General features: G+C 50.7%; 17 protein-coding genes. 10 read left to right on the top strand and 7 right to left on the bottom strand.

Going from position 1 to position 14230, the window contains the following annotated elements; all coding sequences use genetic code 11:
- Nucleotides 1–4 precede the first annotated feature (4 nt).
- From OLMES_RS08055 to nhaA, 5 genes are all read left to right on the top strand, one after another.
- A complete protein-coding gene (locus OLMES_RS08055; RefSeq protein ID WP_087460787.1) occupies nt 5–1276 on the top strand; it encodes an aminotransferase class V-fold PLP-dependent enzyme in 1272 nt (423 codons plus the stop codon).
- A gap of 102 nt (nt 1277–1378) precedes the next feature.
- Nucleotides 1379–1735: a HesB/IscA family protein gene (locus OLMES_RS08050; RefSeq protein ID WP_087460786.1), complete on the top strand. Its 357-nt coding sequence runs from the start codon at nt 1379–1381 to the stop codon at nt 1733–1735.
- 60 nt (nt 1736–1795) lie between these two features.
- Entirely contained in the window at nt 1796–2341 is a 546-nt protein-coding gene (gene sufT, locus OLMES_RS08045; RefSeq protein WP_087460785.1) for a putative Fe-S cluster assembly protein SufT, read from the top strand.
- An 88-nt stretch (nt 2342–2429) separates the two neighbouring features.
- A complete protein-coding gene (locus OLMES_RS08040; protein ID WP_087460784.1) occupies nt 2430–2885 on the top strand; it encodes a SufE family protein in 456 nt (151 codons plus the stop codon).
- 91 nt (nt 2886–2976) lie between these two features.
- Nucleotides 2977–4152, top strand: coding sequence for a Na+/H+ antiporter NhaA (gene nhaA / locus OLMES_RS08035; protein WP_087460783.1), 1176 nt, complete (start codon nt 2977–2979; stop codon nt 4150–4152).
- Nucleotides 4153–4225: 73 nt separating this feature from the next.
- Here the strand turns inward: nhaA and OLMES_RS08030 are convergent, their stop codons facing one another.
- The 3 genes from OLMES_RS08030 to OLMES_RS27950 form a co-directional block, all read right to left on the bottom strand.
- Nucleotides 4226–5452: a flagellar assembly protein T N-terminal domain-containing protein gene (locus OLMES_RS08030; RefSeq protein ID WP_087460782.1), complete on the bottom strand. Its 1227-nt coding sequence runs from the start codon at nt 5450–5452 to the stop codon at nt 4226–4228.
- 37 nt (nt 5453–5489) lie between these two features.
- The gene (locus OLMES_RS08025) at nt 5490–6095 is read right to left on the bottom strand and encodes an LPP20 family lipoprotein (protein ID WP_087460781.1); all 606 of its coding nucleotides are present in this window, start codon (nt 6093–6095) and stop codon (nt 5490–5492) included.
- A gap of 152 nt (nt 6096–6247) precedes the next feature.
- Nucleotides 6248–6541 (bottom strand): hypothetical protein, encoded by a 294-nt coding sequence (locus OLMES_RS27950; protein WP_157678216.1) that lies wholly within the window; start codon nt 6539–6541, stop codon nt 6248–6250.
- Nucleotides 6542–6816: 275 nt separating this feature from the next.
- On the opposite strand from OLMES_RS27950, the gene OLMES_RS08015 reads away from it, so the two are divergent.
- A complete protein-coding gene (locus OLMES_RS08015; protein ID WP_087460779.1) occupies nt 6817–7950 on the top strand; it encodes a hypothetical protein in 1134 nt (377 codons plus the stop codon).
- Here OLMES_RS08015 and OLMES_RS08010 read toward each other — a convergent pair.
- Genes OLMES_RS08010 through OLMES_RS08000 form a run of 3 tightly spaced genes read right to left on the bottom strand, consistent with a single transcriptional unit; the run spans nt 7947 to nt 9901 of the window.
- On the bottom strand, nt 7947–8264 hold the full coding sequence (locus OLMES_RS08010; RefSeq protein WP_087460778.1) for an AzlD domain-containing protein: 318 nt from the start codon (nt 8262–8264) through the stop codon (nt 7947–7949). The two genes, OLMES_RS08015 and OLMES_RS08010, sit on opposite strands and share 4 nt — an antisense overlap.
- Nucleotides 8257–9105 carry an AzlC family ABC transporter permease gene (locus tag OLMES_RS08005; protein ID WP_232465291.1) on the bottom strand — a complete coding sequence of 283 codons (849 nt, stop codon included), beginning with the start codon at nt 9103–9105 and terminating at the stop codon, nt 8257–8259. The genes OLMES_RS08010 and OLMES_RS08005 overlap by 8 nt, the downstream gene beginning before the upstream one ends.
- The gene (locus OLMES_RS08000) at nt 9065–9901 is read right to left on the bottom strand and encodes an AraC family transcriptional regulator (RefSeq protein ID WP_087460776.1); all 837 of its coding nucleotides are present in this window, start codon (nt 9899–9901) and stop codon (nt 9065–9067) included. The genes OLMES_RS08005 and OLMES_RS08000 overlap by 41 nt, the downstream gene beginning before the upstream one ends.
- Before the next feature lie 128 nt (nt 9902–10029).
- Between OLMES_RS08000 and OLMES_RS07995 the strand changes: the two genes are divergently transcribed.
- From OLMES_RS07995 to OLMES_RS07985, 3 genes are all read left to right on the top strand, one after another.
- Complete coding sequence (locus OLMES_RS07995; protein ID WP_087460775.1) at nt 10030–10812, top strand: pteridine reductase; 783 nt, start codon at nt 10030–10032, stop codon at nt 10810–10812.
- A 78-nt stretch (nt 10813–10890) separates the two neighbouring features.
- Nucleotides 10891–12072 (top strand): acetyl-CoA C-acetyltransferase, encoded by a 1182-nt coding sequence (locus tag OLMES_RS07990; RefSeq protein ID WP_087460774.1) that lies wholly within the window; start codon nt 10891–10893, stop codon nt 12070–12072.
- Nucleotides 11999–12547 (top strand): gamma-glutamylcyclotransferase family protein, encoded by a 549-nt coding sequence (locus tag OLMES_RS07985; protein ID WP_157678215.1) that lies wholly within the window; start codon nt 11999–12001, stop codon nt 12545–12547. Before OLMES_RS07990 ends, OLMES_RS07985 begins: the two co-directional genes overlap by 74 nt.
- Before the next feature lie 4 nt (nt 12548–12551).
- On the opposite strand, the gene OLMES_RS07980 is transcribed toward OLMES_RS07985, so the two are convergent.
- Entirely contained in the window at nt 12552–13463 is a 912-nt protein-coding gene (locus OLMES_RS07980) for an Ig-like domain-containing protein (protein ID WP_087460772.1), read from the bottom strand.
- 266 nt (nt 13464–13729) lie between these two features.
- Here OLMES_RS07980 and trmL point away from each other — a divergent pair, with 266 nt between their 5' ends.
- The gene (trmL, locus tag OLMES_RS07975; RefSeq protein ID WP_087460771.1) at nt 13730–14191 is read left to right on the top strand and encodes a tRNA (uridine(34)/cytosine(34)/5-carboxymethylaminomethyluridine(34)-2'-O)-methyltransferase TrmL; all 462 of its coding nucleotides are present in this window, start codon (nt 13730–13732) and stop codon (nt 14189–14191) included.
- The last annotated feature ends 39 nt before the right edge of the window (nt 14192–14230 follow it).

Genomic DNA, 14230 nt, shown 5'->3' with positions numbered 1-14230 from the left:
GCCAATGCAAAACACTGAAAACAACCCGGTCACTCCCCAAAGCACTGCAGCCACGGCTACGCCTTTTGACGTGAACCGCATTCGACAGGACTTTGGTATTTTGCAACAAAGCGTGAACGGCAAGCCGCTGATCTATCTGGACAGTGCTGCCAGTGCCCAGAAGCCGGAATGCGTCATTCAGGCAATGACGCATTATTACCATAACGATAATGCCAATGTTCACCGAGGTGCGCATACCTTGGGCGATCGGGCGACTGCTGGCTTTGAGGGGGCACGAAAAACCGTTCAACAGTTCCTGAATGCCCGGGAAAGTGCTGAAATAATCTGGGTTCGGGGTACCACTGAAGCGATCAATCTGGTTGCCAATGGTCTGGCTCCAGAGCTTGAAGCAGGTGATGAAATCATCGTCTCCCGCATGGAGCACCACGCCAATATCGTACCTTGGCAACTTGTTGCCGAACGCACCGGTTCGATTGTTCGGGTTATTGATATCAATGAGGCCGGTGAACTCGACCTGGAGAGCTATAAGAACCTGCTCAACGCGAAAACCCGCGTTGTGGCAGTGACTCAGGTTTCAAATGTTCTGGGGACAATCAACCCAGTCAATGAATTGATCACACTGGCCAAAGCAGCAGGTGCCTATACGGTGATCGACGGCGCGCAACGCGTTCCCCATGGTTCAGTGGATGTTCAGGCACTGGATTGCGACTTTTATGCCTTCTCCTCACATAAACTCTTTGGCCCCACCGGCATCGGAGTTCTGTACGGTAAGCGCGAACATCTTGAGCGCATGCCCCCCTATCAGGGTGGTGGCGAAATGATCGAACGCGTCAGTTTCGAAAAAACCACGTTTAACGTTTTGCCGTACAAATTTGAAGCCGGCACACCAGCCATTTGTGAAGCCGTGGGCCTTGCTGCTGCAATTGACTATATGCAGGCACTGGATCGCACCGGCATGGCCGCCCATGAGCAGAAATTGTATGAGCTGGCACAGGAGCGTGCAGAGAAAATCACCGGCTTGCGCATTATTGGTACCGCAGAACAGAAAGTGCCCGTCATGTCATTTTTAATTGACGGACTACACCCCAGTGATATCGGGACTCTGCTGGATCAACAAGGCATCGGCATTCGTACCGGCCATCATTGTGCCATGCCACTGATGGAGTGGTTCAATATCCCGGGTACAGCCAGAGCCTCATTTGCACTGTATAACACGGAAGATGAGGTTAACCGATTATTCGATGCCCTGGAAAAAATTCAGCGGCTATTTACTTGATGCTAACCGGGTTAACGCACTTTCCCCGTTATGGCATACTAAGACGAACACTTAAGTAGATGTGGCAGCACGATAAAAACTGCCTCGACTATGGAGAACACCATGAGCGTTAACGAGTTTATCCCCTCTGCCGGGGTCACTATGACCTCCGCCGCGCTAAACCATACCCGCAAACAGATCGAACGCACGCCGAATGCCATCGGTATTCGCATTGATCTGAAACAAAGCGGCTGCTCCGGATATATGTACGAAACATCAATCGTAGAAAACTCTGAGCCCAATGATACTGTTTTTGAGCCAGGTACCGGCGTGAGAATACTGGTTAAAGCCGATGACCTGCCCATGTTATCCGGCATGGAAATCGACTATGTCACTGAAGGCCTGAACTCAACACTGGTGTTCCGCAATCCCAACGCCACCGGTGAATGTGGCTGCGGTGAAAGCTTTTCAGTTTCCTGAGCGACAGTTGCTCGACACTGGCATCGTTAATTCTTTTCAAGTAAAGGTGTAATACCCTCTATGTCTGCAGAACGCGAAGTGGTACTGACCAAACGGGACGTTGAAGCCAAAATTGTCCCGGCAGGTACTGAAATCACAATCCCGAAGGATAACTTTGTAACCATCACACAAAGTCTGGGTGGCTCGTTCACCGTGGCGATCAATGGCAACCTGGCACGTATTGAAGCCAAAGATGCGGATGCGCTAGGTAAAGAGGTCAAGTTCGTGGATTTTGAAACGCCGGCGGATGGCTCTGTTAACGAAAACCAGATTTGGGAAGCCCTTCGCTCAGTTTATGATCCTGAAATCCCCGTTAACGTGGTTGATCTGGGACTGATTTATGAGTGTCAGGTTGAGAACGGGTCTGAAAACGGCAATGTAGTCTACATCAAAATGACACTGACCGCCCCCGGCTGCGGCATGGGACAGGTGATTGCCGATGATGTAAAGCTGAAGGTCGAACATGTCCCAAATGTTGATAAGGTTCAAGTGGATCTGGTCTTTGACCCGCCATGGAGCAATGACATGCTTACAGACGAAGCCAAATTGGAACTGGGCATGCTGTAAAACCCGGTTCTGGCAACACGGAGATCCGGGGCGACCACGGTCGGCACAATTTTAGCTTTACCCTCTAAATAGACCACAGGCATTACGAATGACAAAAGCAGATACGTTTAAATCCAATCCCCTGGGAATCGATGTCACAATCGACGAGGTGCTCGACACCTTCTCTTTTCTCGATGATTGGGAAGAGCGCTACGCCTATATCATTGATTTGGGTAAAAAGTTGCCCGCATTTCCGGAAGAAGACAAAATCGAAAACAACAAAGTCCACGGCTGCCAAAGCCAGGTCTGGCTGATTGACTACCTTGATGCTGAAAGCGGGAAACTATTCCTGCTAATTGACAGCGATGCCATGATTGTCCGCGGTCTGGCAGCCATCATTCTCTGCATGTTAAATGGCAAGAAACCTGCCGAGCTCACTACAACCGATGTCGATGGTATTTTTACTCAGTTGGACCTTTTCCGCCACATCAGCCCGACCCGTGGCAACGGCCTGCGCGCCATGCTGCAAAAGATTCTCGCCAGCGCCGCACACTATTCAAACTAGCCTCTCAACTCACAATATTCGCTGTACGCGGATTGATCAGCAGTGCTACACTGAGCATACTCCTGAACACCAATCCGCGTAACGCACCGCTATGCCAAACAAGTTGCAATCTGCGTTAAAACACGAGTCCTCAAGTGGTGTGCTGTTATTGGGTTGCGCCCTGCTCGCTATTATTTGCGCCAATTCCCCCCTGGATCATTACTATGATGCCTTACTGGCCACACCTGTAGAAATCCGCATTGGTGAGCTGGATATCGCCAAACCGCTTTTACTTTGGATAAATGATGGATTGATGGCAATATTTTTCTTCCATGTGGGACTGGAACTAAAACGGGAAATTTTAACAGGAGAACTCGCTTCTCCGAAACGTATGGTACTGCCCACAGCCGGGGCAATCGGTGGCATGTTGTTTCCCGCGCTAATCTATGTCGCCATTAACATAGATGATCAGGTTGCACTGCAGGGATGGGCGATACCAGCGGCTACAGATATCGCGTTTGCACTCGGGGTATTGGCACTACTGGGGAATCGAGTTCCCGCCAGCCTTAAAATATTTCTCGCCTCCCTGGCCGTTCTGGACGATATCGGCGCAATTTTAATCATCGCCTTTTTTTATACGGTCTCTCTTTCCGAGCTCTCCATTGCCATCGCGTTTTCAATGGTTTGCGTTTTATTCATATTGAATAAGCTGCGAGTCCGTCAAGTCGCGCCGTACTTGCTTACCGGTATTGTGATGTGGGTTGCAGTGCTAAAATCGGGAGTACATGCGACACTGGCCGGCGTCGTTCTGGCAATGTTCATGCCTTTAAGCGTCAAAGGGGAAAGCGGGCAACCACTCTTAATCGAGATGGAACACAGCATCCGGGGTACTGTTGCATTGGTTATTCTACCGCTGTTTGCGTTCGCCAATGCAGGCGTCTCACTGACCACGGGCAATGGTGAGCTATTTAATTCGATCTCACTGGGCATTGCCGCCGGTTTATTTTTCGGCAAACAAATTGGCGTATTCCTATTCTGTTTTATTGTTATACAGCTGGGAATGGCAGCCCTGCCAAGCCGCTGTAACTGGCGTCACCTTTTTGGCGTTTCAGCGCTGTGCGGAATTGGTTTTACCATGAGTCTGTTTATCGGATCACTCGCCTTTGAGCATGCCGGACCGGATTACACCGCAGTTGATCGTATCGGGATCTTAACTGGGTCATTTTGCTCGGCTTTACTGGGTTATGGTATTCTGCGCTGGTGGAGCGGCAATATTCATAAAACGTAAGCTATTGCAAATCTGGGCCACTGTGCAGACGCCCCCCTCTATCCATTCTCCTCTATCCACTGCCCACGACCCACTACCAAACAATCAACAAATCATCTTTTTGAATATTCACCCGACCCGCATCAACCACCATACGACCGCGTGAAAAGTGGGGCTGAACCTGATCCACCGTCAGAACCGTTTTCACGTCCGTCAACTCGGTAAAATCCAGAAGATCAGCGTCAAAATACTGCATTCCGCGATAAATACTCATTTGGTCACCCGGGCGAATACCGGCACTGGCCCCGGTAGAAAAATGAATAATTTTTCCATCGACTTTAGCAATTCGCGCCATAAACGGCTGACACTGAACCAACTCAGCAACCTCAGTGGTAACACCGCTCAACAAACGGGCCGCCTTGCTACCGTAATCACTGTTCCAAAAATGCGGTGATCCGAAACCGGGACTAGCGTCCAGATCCAAATCCCAGGCGGCGTCCGTTCGATAACGATTTTGAAAAACCAGAGCACCACTAAAACCATCATGAACAAATACTTCAATATCAAAGGCACGACGGGTATCGGCCTCTCCGGCCCAACGGGTCATACCGGCAATAATTGAAGTACCGAAGGCGTCCGGATCATGCACTGATAAATCGCGAACCACTCCCGAGAGCACAAACTGGACATCCATCTGCTTGGCAATACGAACCGCTTTGGTCAGTGTTCGTTTTTCCGACTCGGCAGTGGGTGCGTTGCGGATCTCATCATAGAGCTTGTACTGACTACTTTCGAATACAAGCATGTTACCCGTGCGATTCAATTGATCAACAAAATGGCTGGCAAGGGCACGCTCAATATTATCCAAGCCACCCAGTGAGGCTTGCTCCCGCTCTTGCAAGGCAAAACTTGTGACGGCCAACTTCTTGCGGTAATGATTCGCGGTGCCCGACGGACAGGCCGACTCGGAACTCAAATTGGCATTGATGACCACCCGAACCTCGTTGCCATCGACTTTTTCACTCAAAACTTCGACTTTTTTTACCGAAGCCTGACTGGAAACCATGAGATCATCGCGCTGGACCGCACCATTCACCACTTTTGTCGAGCCGGAAACCCTCAGCATTCCCTTGGAAAGTGCATCCTGAAGGGCTAACCGACGTGCTTCCAGCATTGCCGCATCAACATCGCCATACTGAATCACTGCAACCCCTTCTCCACTGACCCATTCTGCCTTGAGCAGGCCAGATATACTCCAGATCCACAGGCCAATTACAGAACAGGCGATCCAGCGCGTCAAAAAATAGTTGAGGCCAGTCATATCCCCTCCGGTACACCAGAAATCACTTTAAGCTGCGTTATTCGACGAAGTACATACCATGCTTATGGGCATAGCTGGGCGAAGCGGCTCTGGCAGATACCGGCATCCGGGTCGTCATAAAGGACTGGCAAACTGCCGCAGTCGCATCCGCCGTTCCCAGACAGCGGGAAAGCTGGGGAGAAAGCTGCATCTCGACCACGGTTTCAAATCCGCCTGAGGAGAGCTGGTTGACAGAGACCACTTTGGCGTCACGGATATGGGCATCAATCACAGTGCGCAAATGATCATTGTCCAGTACCATGTCCTTAACGTAGGAATTACCAAAGATTTGGGTACCATAAACTCGCTCGGTCAAATTACGCAACGCATCAAGTTTCGATGCACGCATCGCCATAAAACGCTGACGCTCTTCCCCGACCCCCTTGGGATTCATGTAAGACCCATATCCTGTCGCCCGAACCACCACTTTCTCGGGTTGGGGTGGCGGTAAAACTTGTTGCTGCACACAACCATCACAGCCCGGTTGCCCGGTCGGCCCATACATTTTGCCGTGCCCGTGGTACATGCATCCCGTCAGGAACAGCATGCCTGCAACGGCCCCCACCTGCATCAAAGGTTTGAACGAAAAGCGAATGGTATTCATGTAAGCTTACCCCTGGTAAATCGCCAACTTATCGGATGGTCGAAGAAAGCGGCAAAAAGTCGCCACTTTTCCAATTTTACAGGGTTAGTAGAAAAAACCGTGCCAACACTTGGACCTTAGCGCCATTACTGAAACAAGGTTTGGGACAAGCCTCAGTAATCCTCATATTCCTTGTGCTGAAAATAATAATGGTGATGGTGATGACCACAGGCACACCCGGTTGTGACGCTCCCTTCGCTGGCACAGGGGACACAGGCAGATTGCTGTGCAGACGGGCTCGGTGTCCGAGGGTGGCGGTGGGGGGCTTCAACCGGCCAATACCAAGCAATATAGCCTGTTTCGTGGTGCTCAACGTGGCCGCAATGATGTGGATAGTAAGGACTGTAGCTGCACCCTGCCAGTAACAACACACACAGGACAACCACGCCGGAGTGAATATGTTTCACGAATTCCTTCCTTCTAGACGATACTTGAATAAAACCTTACTCCAACTGAAATGATCGGCCCGAACTCGCAAATACTTTACGATAAACCTGTAACAATTTGTATCTGTCATTCTCTGATCGCCCAGGCAATGCTGGTAAAGGTCTCGTTTATAGCTACATATACTATCCGCAACGTCACCGGTATACTCCGCATCGATTCAGGGGCAAAATACGCACCACGCAAGCTGAGAAACCAGAGAAAGTATGGTTATGGGTGTGGTTATGGGAGTAGGGTTATGAAAAGTTATCTGGTCGGTGGAGCAGTTCGCGACAAACTGCTGAATATTCCGGTCAAAGATCGGGATTGGGTCGTGGTCGGAGCCACACCAGAGGTGTTGCTTGCATCAGGCTACAGCCAGGTGGGTGCAGACTTTCCGGTATTCTTGCATCCGCAAACCAAAGAAGAATACGCCCTTGCTCGCACCGAGCGTAAAAAAGGTAAAGGCTACAAAGGTTTTGAATGCCATGCCGCGCCGGATGTGACTCTTGAGGATGACCTGAGACGGCGAGACCTTACCATCAATGCCATGGCCATGGATAAAAACGGCAATATTACCGATCCCTTCCAGGGACAAACAGACCTGCAAAACCGGATATTACGCCATGTGTCGGAGGCCTTTATCGAAGACCCTCTGCGGATATTGCGTGTCGCCCGCTTTGCAGCAAGATTCCACCATCTCGGTTTTACCGTTGCCGATGAAACCATGGCACTTATGAAAGAAATGGTCGACACCGGCGAAGCGGATCACCTTGTACCGGAGCGGGTTTGGCAGGAGACCTGCCGGGCGCTGGGCGAGCCCTCCCCTGAAGTGTATTTCATCACGCTGGCTGCATGCGGTGCGTTAGCCGTCACCATGCCGGAGTTACTAGGCATTATCAATGAACCCGACTGGGAGCGAGACCTCATCCTCGCCAGCAAAACCATATCTTCACCAGAAAGCCGACTGGCCATTATCCTCTATCAATTCAGCAAACAGCTCGAACCGGAAGCCGCTACGGCACAAATCGAGCAACTGGCAGCACGAATTAAAATGCCCAAAGTATTTCAGAAACGGGCAGAACTCTGCTGCCGGTTTCAGGATGTGGTGAACAGACCCACTCAACATGCTCCTGAACAGTTATTGGCATTTCTCACCAGCAGCGGTGCCCTGAAATCCCCTGACAACCTGAAGCCTTTTATTGAGATCAGTCTCGCCGTTCAGGCCCCGGAACCTGATCAGCTATCCCCGGAGGATTTCTTCGCCAACATACTCGAAGCGCTCAGGCAGATTGACCCTAAGACGCTGCTCAGAGAAGGTTTTAAAGGCAAAGCGCTTGGCGCAGAAATTGAACGGCAACAACTCACGTTAATAGCGCAGTGTATCCGCTAACCTGCAATGAAGCGCAAGACAAAGAACACCAAAAGACCCACGCCAACCGTGAATCCGAGTGATCGCGTGACCAGTGCAACACCAGTTGCCACTAAAGTAGCCCACAGATAATGGTTATTGAAACTCAGGGCTATTTCACCGTCATGAACAAATACGGTCTGCGTGATAATGACAGTCAGAACAGCGATGGGAATGAACTCAAACGCCTGCAGTAACAGGGCTGGCAATTTGACTTTTCCGGCAAATGCAATCGGAAGAAAACGGGGCAAAAAAGTGACCAGCGCCATCGCTAGAATCAACCAACCGTTATTCACAACTTGCCCTCCCCGGTTCTGCCTCAAACACAGTCTGTGGAACTCGACTCCTGATTTGCACAAATACTGCAATAACAATGGCCAGTATGGCGGAAAATAACAACCCGGTCTGATGGGGCCAGTCAAAAGTCAGCAAGGCGCTTGTACAAGCAACCAACGCGCATAACCATTGCGGTAAATTACGCAGCATGGGTACAACAATACCGATGAATGCCATCACCATGGCAACATCCAACCCCCAGGCCTGAATCCCCACGATGGTTTGTCCCGCTAAAATGCCTGCACCGGTACACAACAACCAGTTCAGGTACATCGATACCGCCGAGCCCAGATAATAGGCGATAAAGGTCTGCACATCCCGATCTGAGTTCATGTCATTACCTGCTTGCGAGATATGCCGACTCACCACAGCAAACGTTTCGTCGGTCAACCAAAATGCCATCGGGGCACGGAGCCACGCTGGCCACCGATGGGCAGAAGACATCAGCGACGCGGCATAAAGACTGTGACGAAGATTGACAATAAATACGGTCAAAACCACCACCGGCAACGCCGCTGCACTGGCCAGCAAGGTGATGGCAATAAATTGTGATGCACCGGCAAAAACAAACATCGACATTGCCAGAACCCAGAGGCCACTCCCCCCCTGTTCAGTGGCCAACGCGCCATAAACAAATCCAAAGGGCATCGCAGCCACCAGCAAGGGCAAGGTATCCCGACCACCCTGCCAGAACAATGTCAGGTTATTGCGATTCATAAGTAATTGTGATTCATAGATTAATGCGTCTCTCAACAAGCCTCTACACACAAGCTTTTGCGTATCGGCCAGGGGCAAATCCAAGCGCTTTCTTGAAATGGCGAGTCAGGTGACTCTGATCGGTAAAACCACAATGCGCGGCAGTAGTTGCCAGGGATATGCCCTGACGGATCATTTGTTTGGCATGAGCCAGTCGAAGTTGAATTTGATAAGCGTGAGGTGGCATTCCAAACTTACGCGTAAACGCACGAATCAAATGGCATGGGTTTACCCCATAGAACGCGGCCAAATCCTGGATTGAAACATGTTCGAGGTAGTGCACATGCAGATATTCACGGACTAGTTCAACCGACGTCCGGTTGAGCCTCCCTTCAGTGTCTCGAGATTTGACCGTGCCATGCCGTTGCAACAACATCGCGAGTGTCGACAGCCAATATGACTCGTTGACCAGCACATTTTCCGAGCACTCCAACACATTGAACAGTGTCCGCAACTGGATCGCCATCGTCCCATCCCGTACAACCGATTCCGGAAACCAGGGTGCAACGCCATTGTTTTCAGCATAATCCCCTGAAACATTTTCAAATGCCTGGGGTAACGGATAAATCGCACGATACTCCCACCCCGAATCATCCGCACAACGACCATCATGGACTTGGTCTGCGTTGACCAAAATAATGCAATCCCGGGGTGCCACATGATGGGCTCCCGAGCGCCAGAACCGTTGTGCGCCCTGCTCGATCAAGCCGATACAATAGCCTTCATGTACATGGCGGGAGAAACACTGGCGATGGTACTTTGCCTGCAGTAGCTCCAGGCCCCCCAGCTCTGGAATCACTTTGATTCTGACCTGCTCTTTAGCTGGAATATTGTGTGTCACGCCCTACTCCTCAATTATCTAGCACAATGCTAGCACAAGCTGATCTGTCATGTTTTGTACAAAATTGATTTTTAATGTCACTGAAAATTCGGTATAACCAGACCGACATTTGATCAGGAATCTGCTAAATGACACTTTCCCCACCCAACATTCCGAAACCTGCTGTGGTCTTGATTACTGGTGCGGCTAAACGCCTTGGTGCGGCAACAGCCCGACACCTGCATGCATGCGGTTGTGATATTATCGTTCACTATCACCAGAGTCAGGCCGCAGCCGAGGCGCTGGCTGCCGAGTTGAATGCAAGTCGTCCGGACTCCGCCATTACTGTGCCTGCCAATCTGGCCGATAGCAGCGAATTGACAGCACTTTCTGAGCAAGCACTGAATTGGAAAGGCAAACTGGATGTGCTGATTAACAATGCCTCAGCGTTCTACCCGACCCCCTTACAGGAGGCCACCGAAGCACAATGGAATCACTTACTGAACACCAATATCAAAGCGCCTTTCTTCTTGTGCCAGCACTTGCGCCCCGCCCTCTCCAAGTCGCAGGGCTGTATCGTTAATCTGGTGGATATCTACAGCCAGCGGCCACTGAACAACCATCCGATCTATAGTATCAGCAAAGCCGGTATGGCGATGCTCACCCAGTCACTTGCACTGGAACTGGCCCCCGACATTCGAGTCAACGGCGTCTCTCCCGGTGCCATACTCTGGCCGGAGTCGGAATCGGCAACACCGGAAGCAAAGGCCGCCGCCCATGACTACCAGCAACAGCTTTTAAGGAAGATCCCGCTGGAGCGAATCGGTACAGAGCAGGATATTGCCCAAACCATCCAGTTTCTGGCTTTTCAAGCTCCCTATGTCTCCGGTCAAATTATTAACATAGATGGTGGCCGTTCAATCGGGATATAATAGCGCTGACTTACGTCATGCATTACATATCCCACACTCAAATCAACCCAAACCCTAAATAACGACCTAGGAGACCTCATGAAGAACGTTGTCATTGTCGCTGCAAAACGAACCCCGATTGGAACATTTGGAGGCGCACTCGCATCACTGTCCGCCGACCAACTGGGCAGCACCGTTATCAAGGCACTATTGGAAAGCAGTGGCGTCAAGGGCGAGCAGGTTGACGAAGTCATTCTGGGCCAGATACTCACGGCCGGTTGCGGTCAAAATCCGGCGCGTCAGGCCAGTATCAATGCCGGCTTGCCAAGTCAGGTTCCGGCAATGACCATCAATAAAGTCTGCGGTTCAGGCCTCAAAGCGCTCCAACTGGCGGCGCAATCAATCATGCTGGGGGATGCGGAAATTGTTATCGCCGGTGGTCAGGAATCCATGAGCCAATCAGCACACGTACTCCCGAATTCCCGCAACGGGCAACGCATGGGCAACTGGCAATTGGAAGACACCATGATTAAAGACGGCCTGTGGGATGCCTTTAATGACTACCACATGGGCATTACTGCAGAAAATATCGTGGAAAAATACGGTATCAGCCGTGAAGAACAGGACCAGTTTGCCGTTCATTCCCAGCAAAAAGCAGAAGCAGCTCAGAAGGCAGGCCGATTTGCTGACGAGATCGTGAGCGTTTCCATCCCGCAACGCAAAGGCGACCCCATCATAGTCGACACGGACGAAAATCCACGTCACGGCGCGACGCTGGAAAAATTCTCAGGTCTTCGTCCTGCGTTTAAAAAAGACGGAACCGTTACAGCCGCTAACGCCTCCTCCATCAATGATGGGGCAGCAGCGGTAATTCTTTGCGAAGAAGAAAAAGCAAAAGCCCTGGGCTTACCTGTTCTGGCCAGAATCGCGGCGTATTCCAACGCCGGTGTAGACCCCAGTATTATGGGGACGGGCCCTATTCCTGCATCTAAAAAGTGTCTGGAAAAGGCCGGCTGGAGCGTAGATCAACTGGACTTGGTTGAAGCCAATGAAGCATTCGCTGCACAGGCCATTTCCGTAAACCGGGATATGGAATGGGACAATGGAAAAGTAAACGTCAATGGCGGTGCAATTGCACTTGGCCACCCCATTGGAGCATCGGGCTGCCGGGTTCTGGTCACACTGGTTCATGAGATGCAAAAGCGGGATGCCAAAAAAGGTCTGGCAACACTGTGCATTGGCGGTGGTATGGGGGTTGCGCTGGCAGTTGAACGGGATTAATCCGTCGATCAGAAACCGGCCATCTCTCCCGTGCTTTGTGTATGGCACGCTTTTGATTCCGGATGTCATTCAGGCTGTATTAGGGCGGTTGCCAGATGCGCAACCCGCCCGACTACAGGGTTATGGAGCCTATCTGTTAAAAGGGCAAGTGTATCCTGCCATCAGAAAAGAGAGTCCCCTTCGCAATACTTCAGGTTTACTCTACCATGGATTGTGCAGTGCTGAGTGGCAACGTTTAGACGACTATGAAGGCCAATGGTATCAACGAAAATTGATTACCGTTCTAACCGGTAAACCGCCACTTGCGAGAACCCAAGCCTGTACTTATATACTCCGCACATCATTTACCCGGCTCCTGACTGACAGACCCTGGGATCTTGAACATTTCAAGAAAATCGAACAATCGAGATATCTCGAGACGATTCGCCCATCAGATCACGCGCAATCCCTTTTATTCCAATCGCCCCCGAATTGAATGATTACCGTACATCCAATACCTGCATAAGTTTGCTCTCCGCCTCATTCAATGGCACGTCATTAAAAATAACTCGATTTATCGTGAATTTGTATTCACCATCCTTACGACTGAGCAACTGGAAAATTGCGCGACCATATTGATTCGTGACCAGTGTCGCCGCAACGGTTCGCCCGCCAGGCTTGGTCCAGACACCTTCAACCGTAGCGTCCAGCACCGCATCACTTGCCTCATCAACCACTGACACCACCGCCATCACCTGATGTCGATTACGACGGTTATCACGAAAGCTCATCGCAATGTCACTGACACGGATTTCCGGTAATACGGACTCCCCGCCAGGCTCTTCACTCGCATCCGGTTTGCTCAAGAATAATGTCACATCGTAAAACAACCCGTAAGGATCAAATCTTGAGGTAAGCTCAACACCCGCTTGTGGATCGGTATAGCGCGTAAAAAACAGGTTCGGCTGTTCTATCTCCGCCTCCGGGAAAACCACTTGAATCAATTCTGGCTGCAGTTCGAAATCCCGGATGGTGTAGCCCCCTTCGAAAGTCCAATTCAAGCCAACAATCGGCGTGTTATAGACACTAAACCCAGAAACAACGTCATCCTGCTGTCCTGTAGCAGATCCTCCATTAGTGCCTTCGAATCGGACATAAACGTTACCCGCACTGTCGCTCCCCAAACCTCCGATGTCGTAACAGCTTGAGCCCACCGCTTCAGCACCGCAGGTCGTCTGGGCCCCATAACTTTGTTCAACCTGAGCCCGTGTATCGCCTAACTCAACACCCGGCACACCAACACCGGGGATAATTTCTCCTTCTGTCGGAGGCAGAGCCCACGCTGTTGATACCGTTGCGATACCAATAAGCATCACCAACGCAGACTGTTTTACGTTCGCCTTGTAGTTCATTTGATTTTACCCTCTTGCAATCTGATCTGTCGTATTTGTTCGAGCAGTCTCCAAGCAATTCTGCCACTCGCCACCGACTACAGCCTACAAAACAAACCATCAGAAATTATCATCAAAAGATCACTTTTCATTCACGAACATGATATCCGTGCGAGCAGTGAATACAGACCCCACACAATACCAAGGGGAGCATAAACCGTCGTGCAGCTGTATTTTTGCCTGATTTCCGCTAAACTCCGCTCAATTTTTCAAACTGGATTGCTCCCATGTTCAATATCGTGCTCTATCAACCGGAAATACCGCCGAATACCGGAAATATTATCCGACTCGCGGCGAACACAGGATGCAAACTGCATTTGATCGAACCCTTGGGATTTCAATTGGAAGAGAAGAAACTGAGGCGGGCTGGTCTGGACTATCATGAGTTTGCCGAGCTGAAAACCTACAAGAACTACGCCACGTTCCTCGAAAAGGCTCAGCCAAAGCGACTATTCGGCTTAACGACTAAGGCGATTCAACCTCACACCAATGTGCAATTTGAACAGGATGACTACCTGCTCTTTGGTCCGGAAACGCGCGGCCTACCGCAAGAAATACGAGATGAACTGGGGTTGGGTCAGTGTATACGCATTCCCATGCTACCAGAGAGTCGTAGCCTGAACTTGTCGAACGCGGTGGCAATCATTGTGTACGAAGCCTGGCGGCAAATCGATTTCTCGATGCAATGAGCCAGTGGATGGATTGCGAAGGGATACCCGAAGGACTAA

Origin of the sequence: Oleiphilus messinensis, assembly GCF_002162375.1 — a bacterium.
GTDB classification, from domain to species: Bacteria; Pseudomonadota; Gammaproteobacteria; order Pseudomonadales; family Oleiphilaceae; genus Oleiphilus; species Oleiphilus messinensis.
The sequence above is the reverse complement of the archived record's forward strand: the minus strand, read 5'-3'. Positions and strand labels throughout refer to the sequence as shown.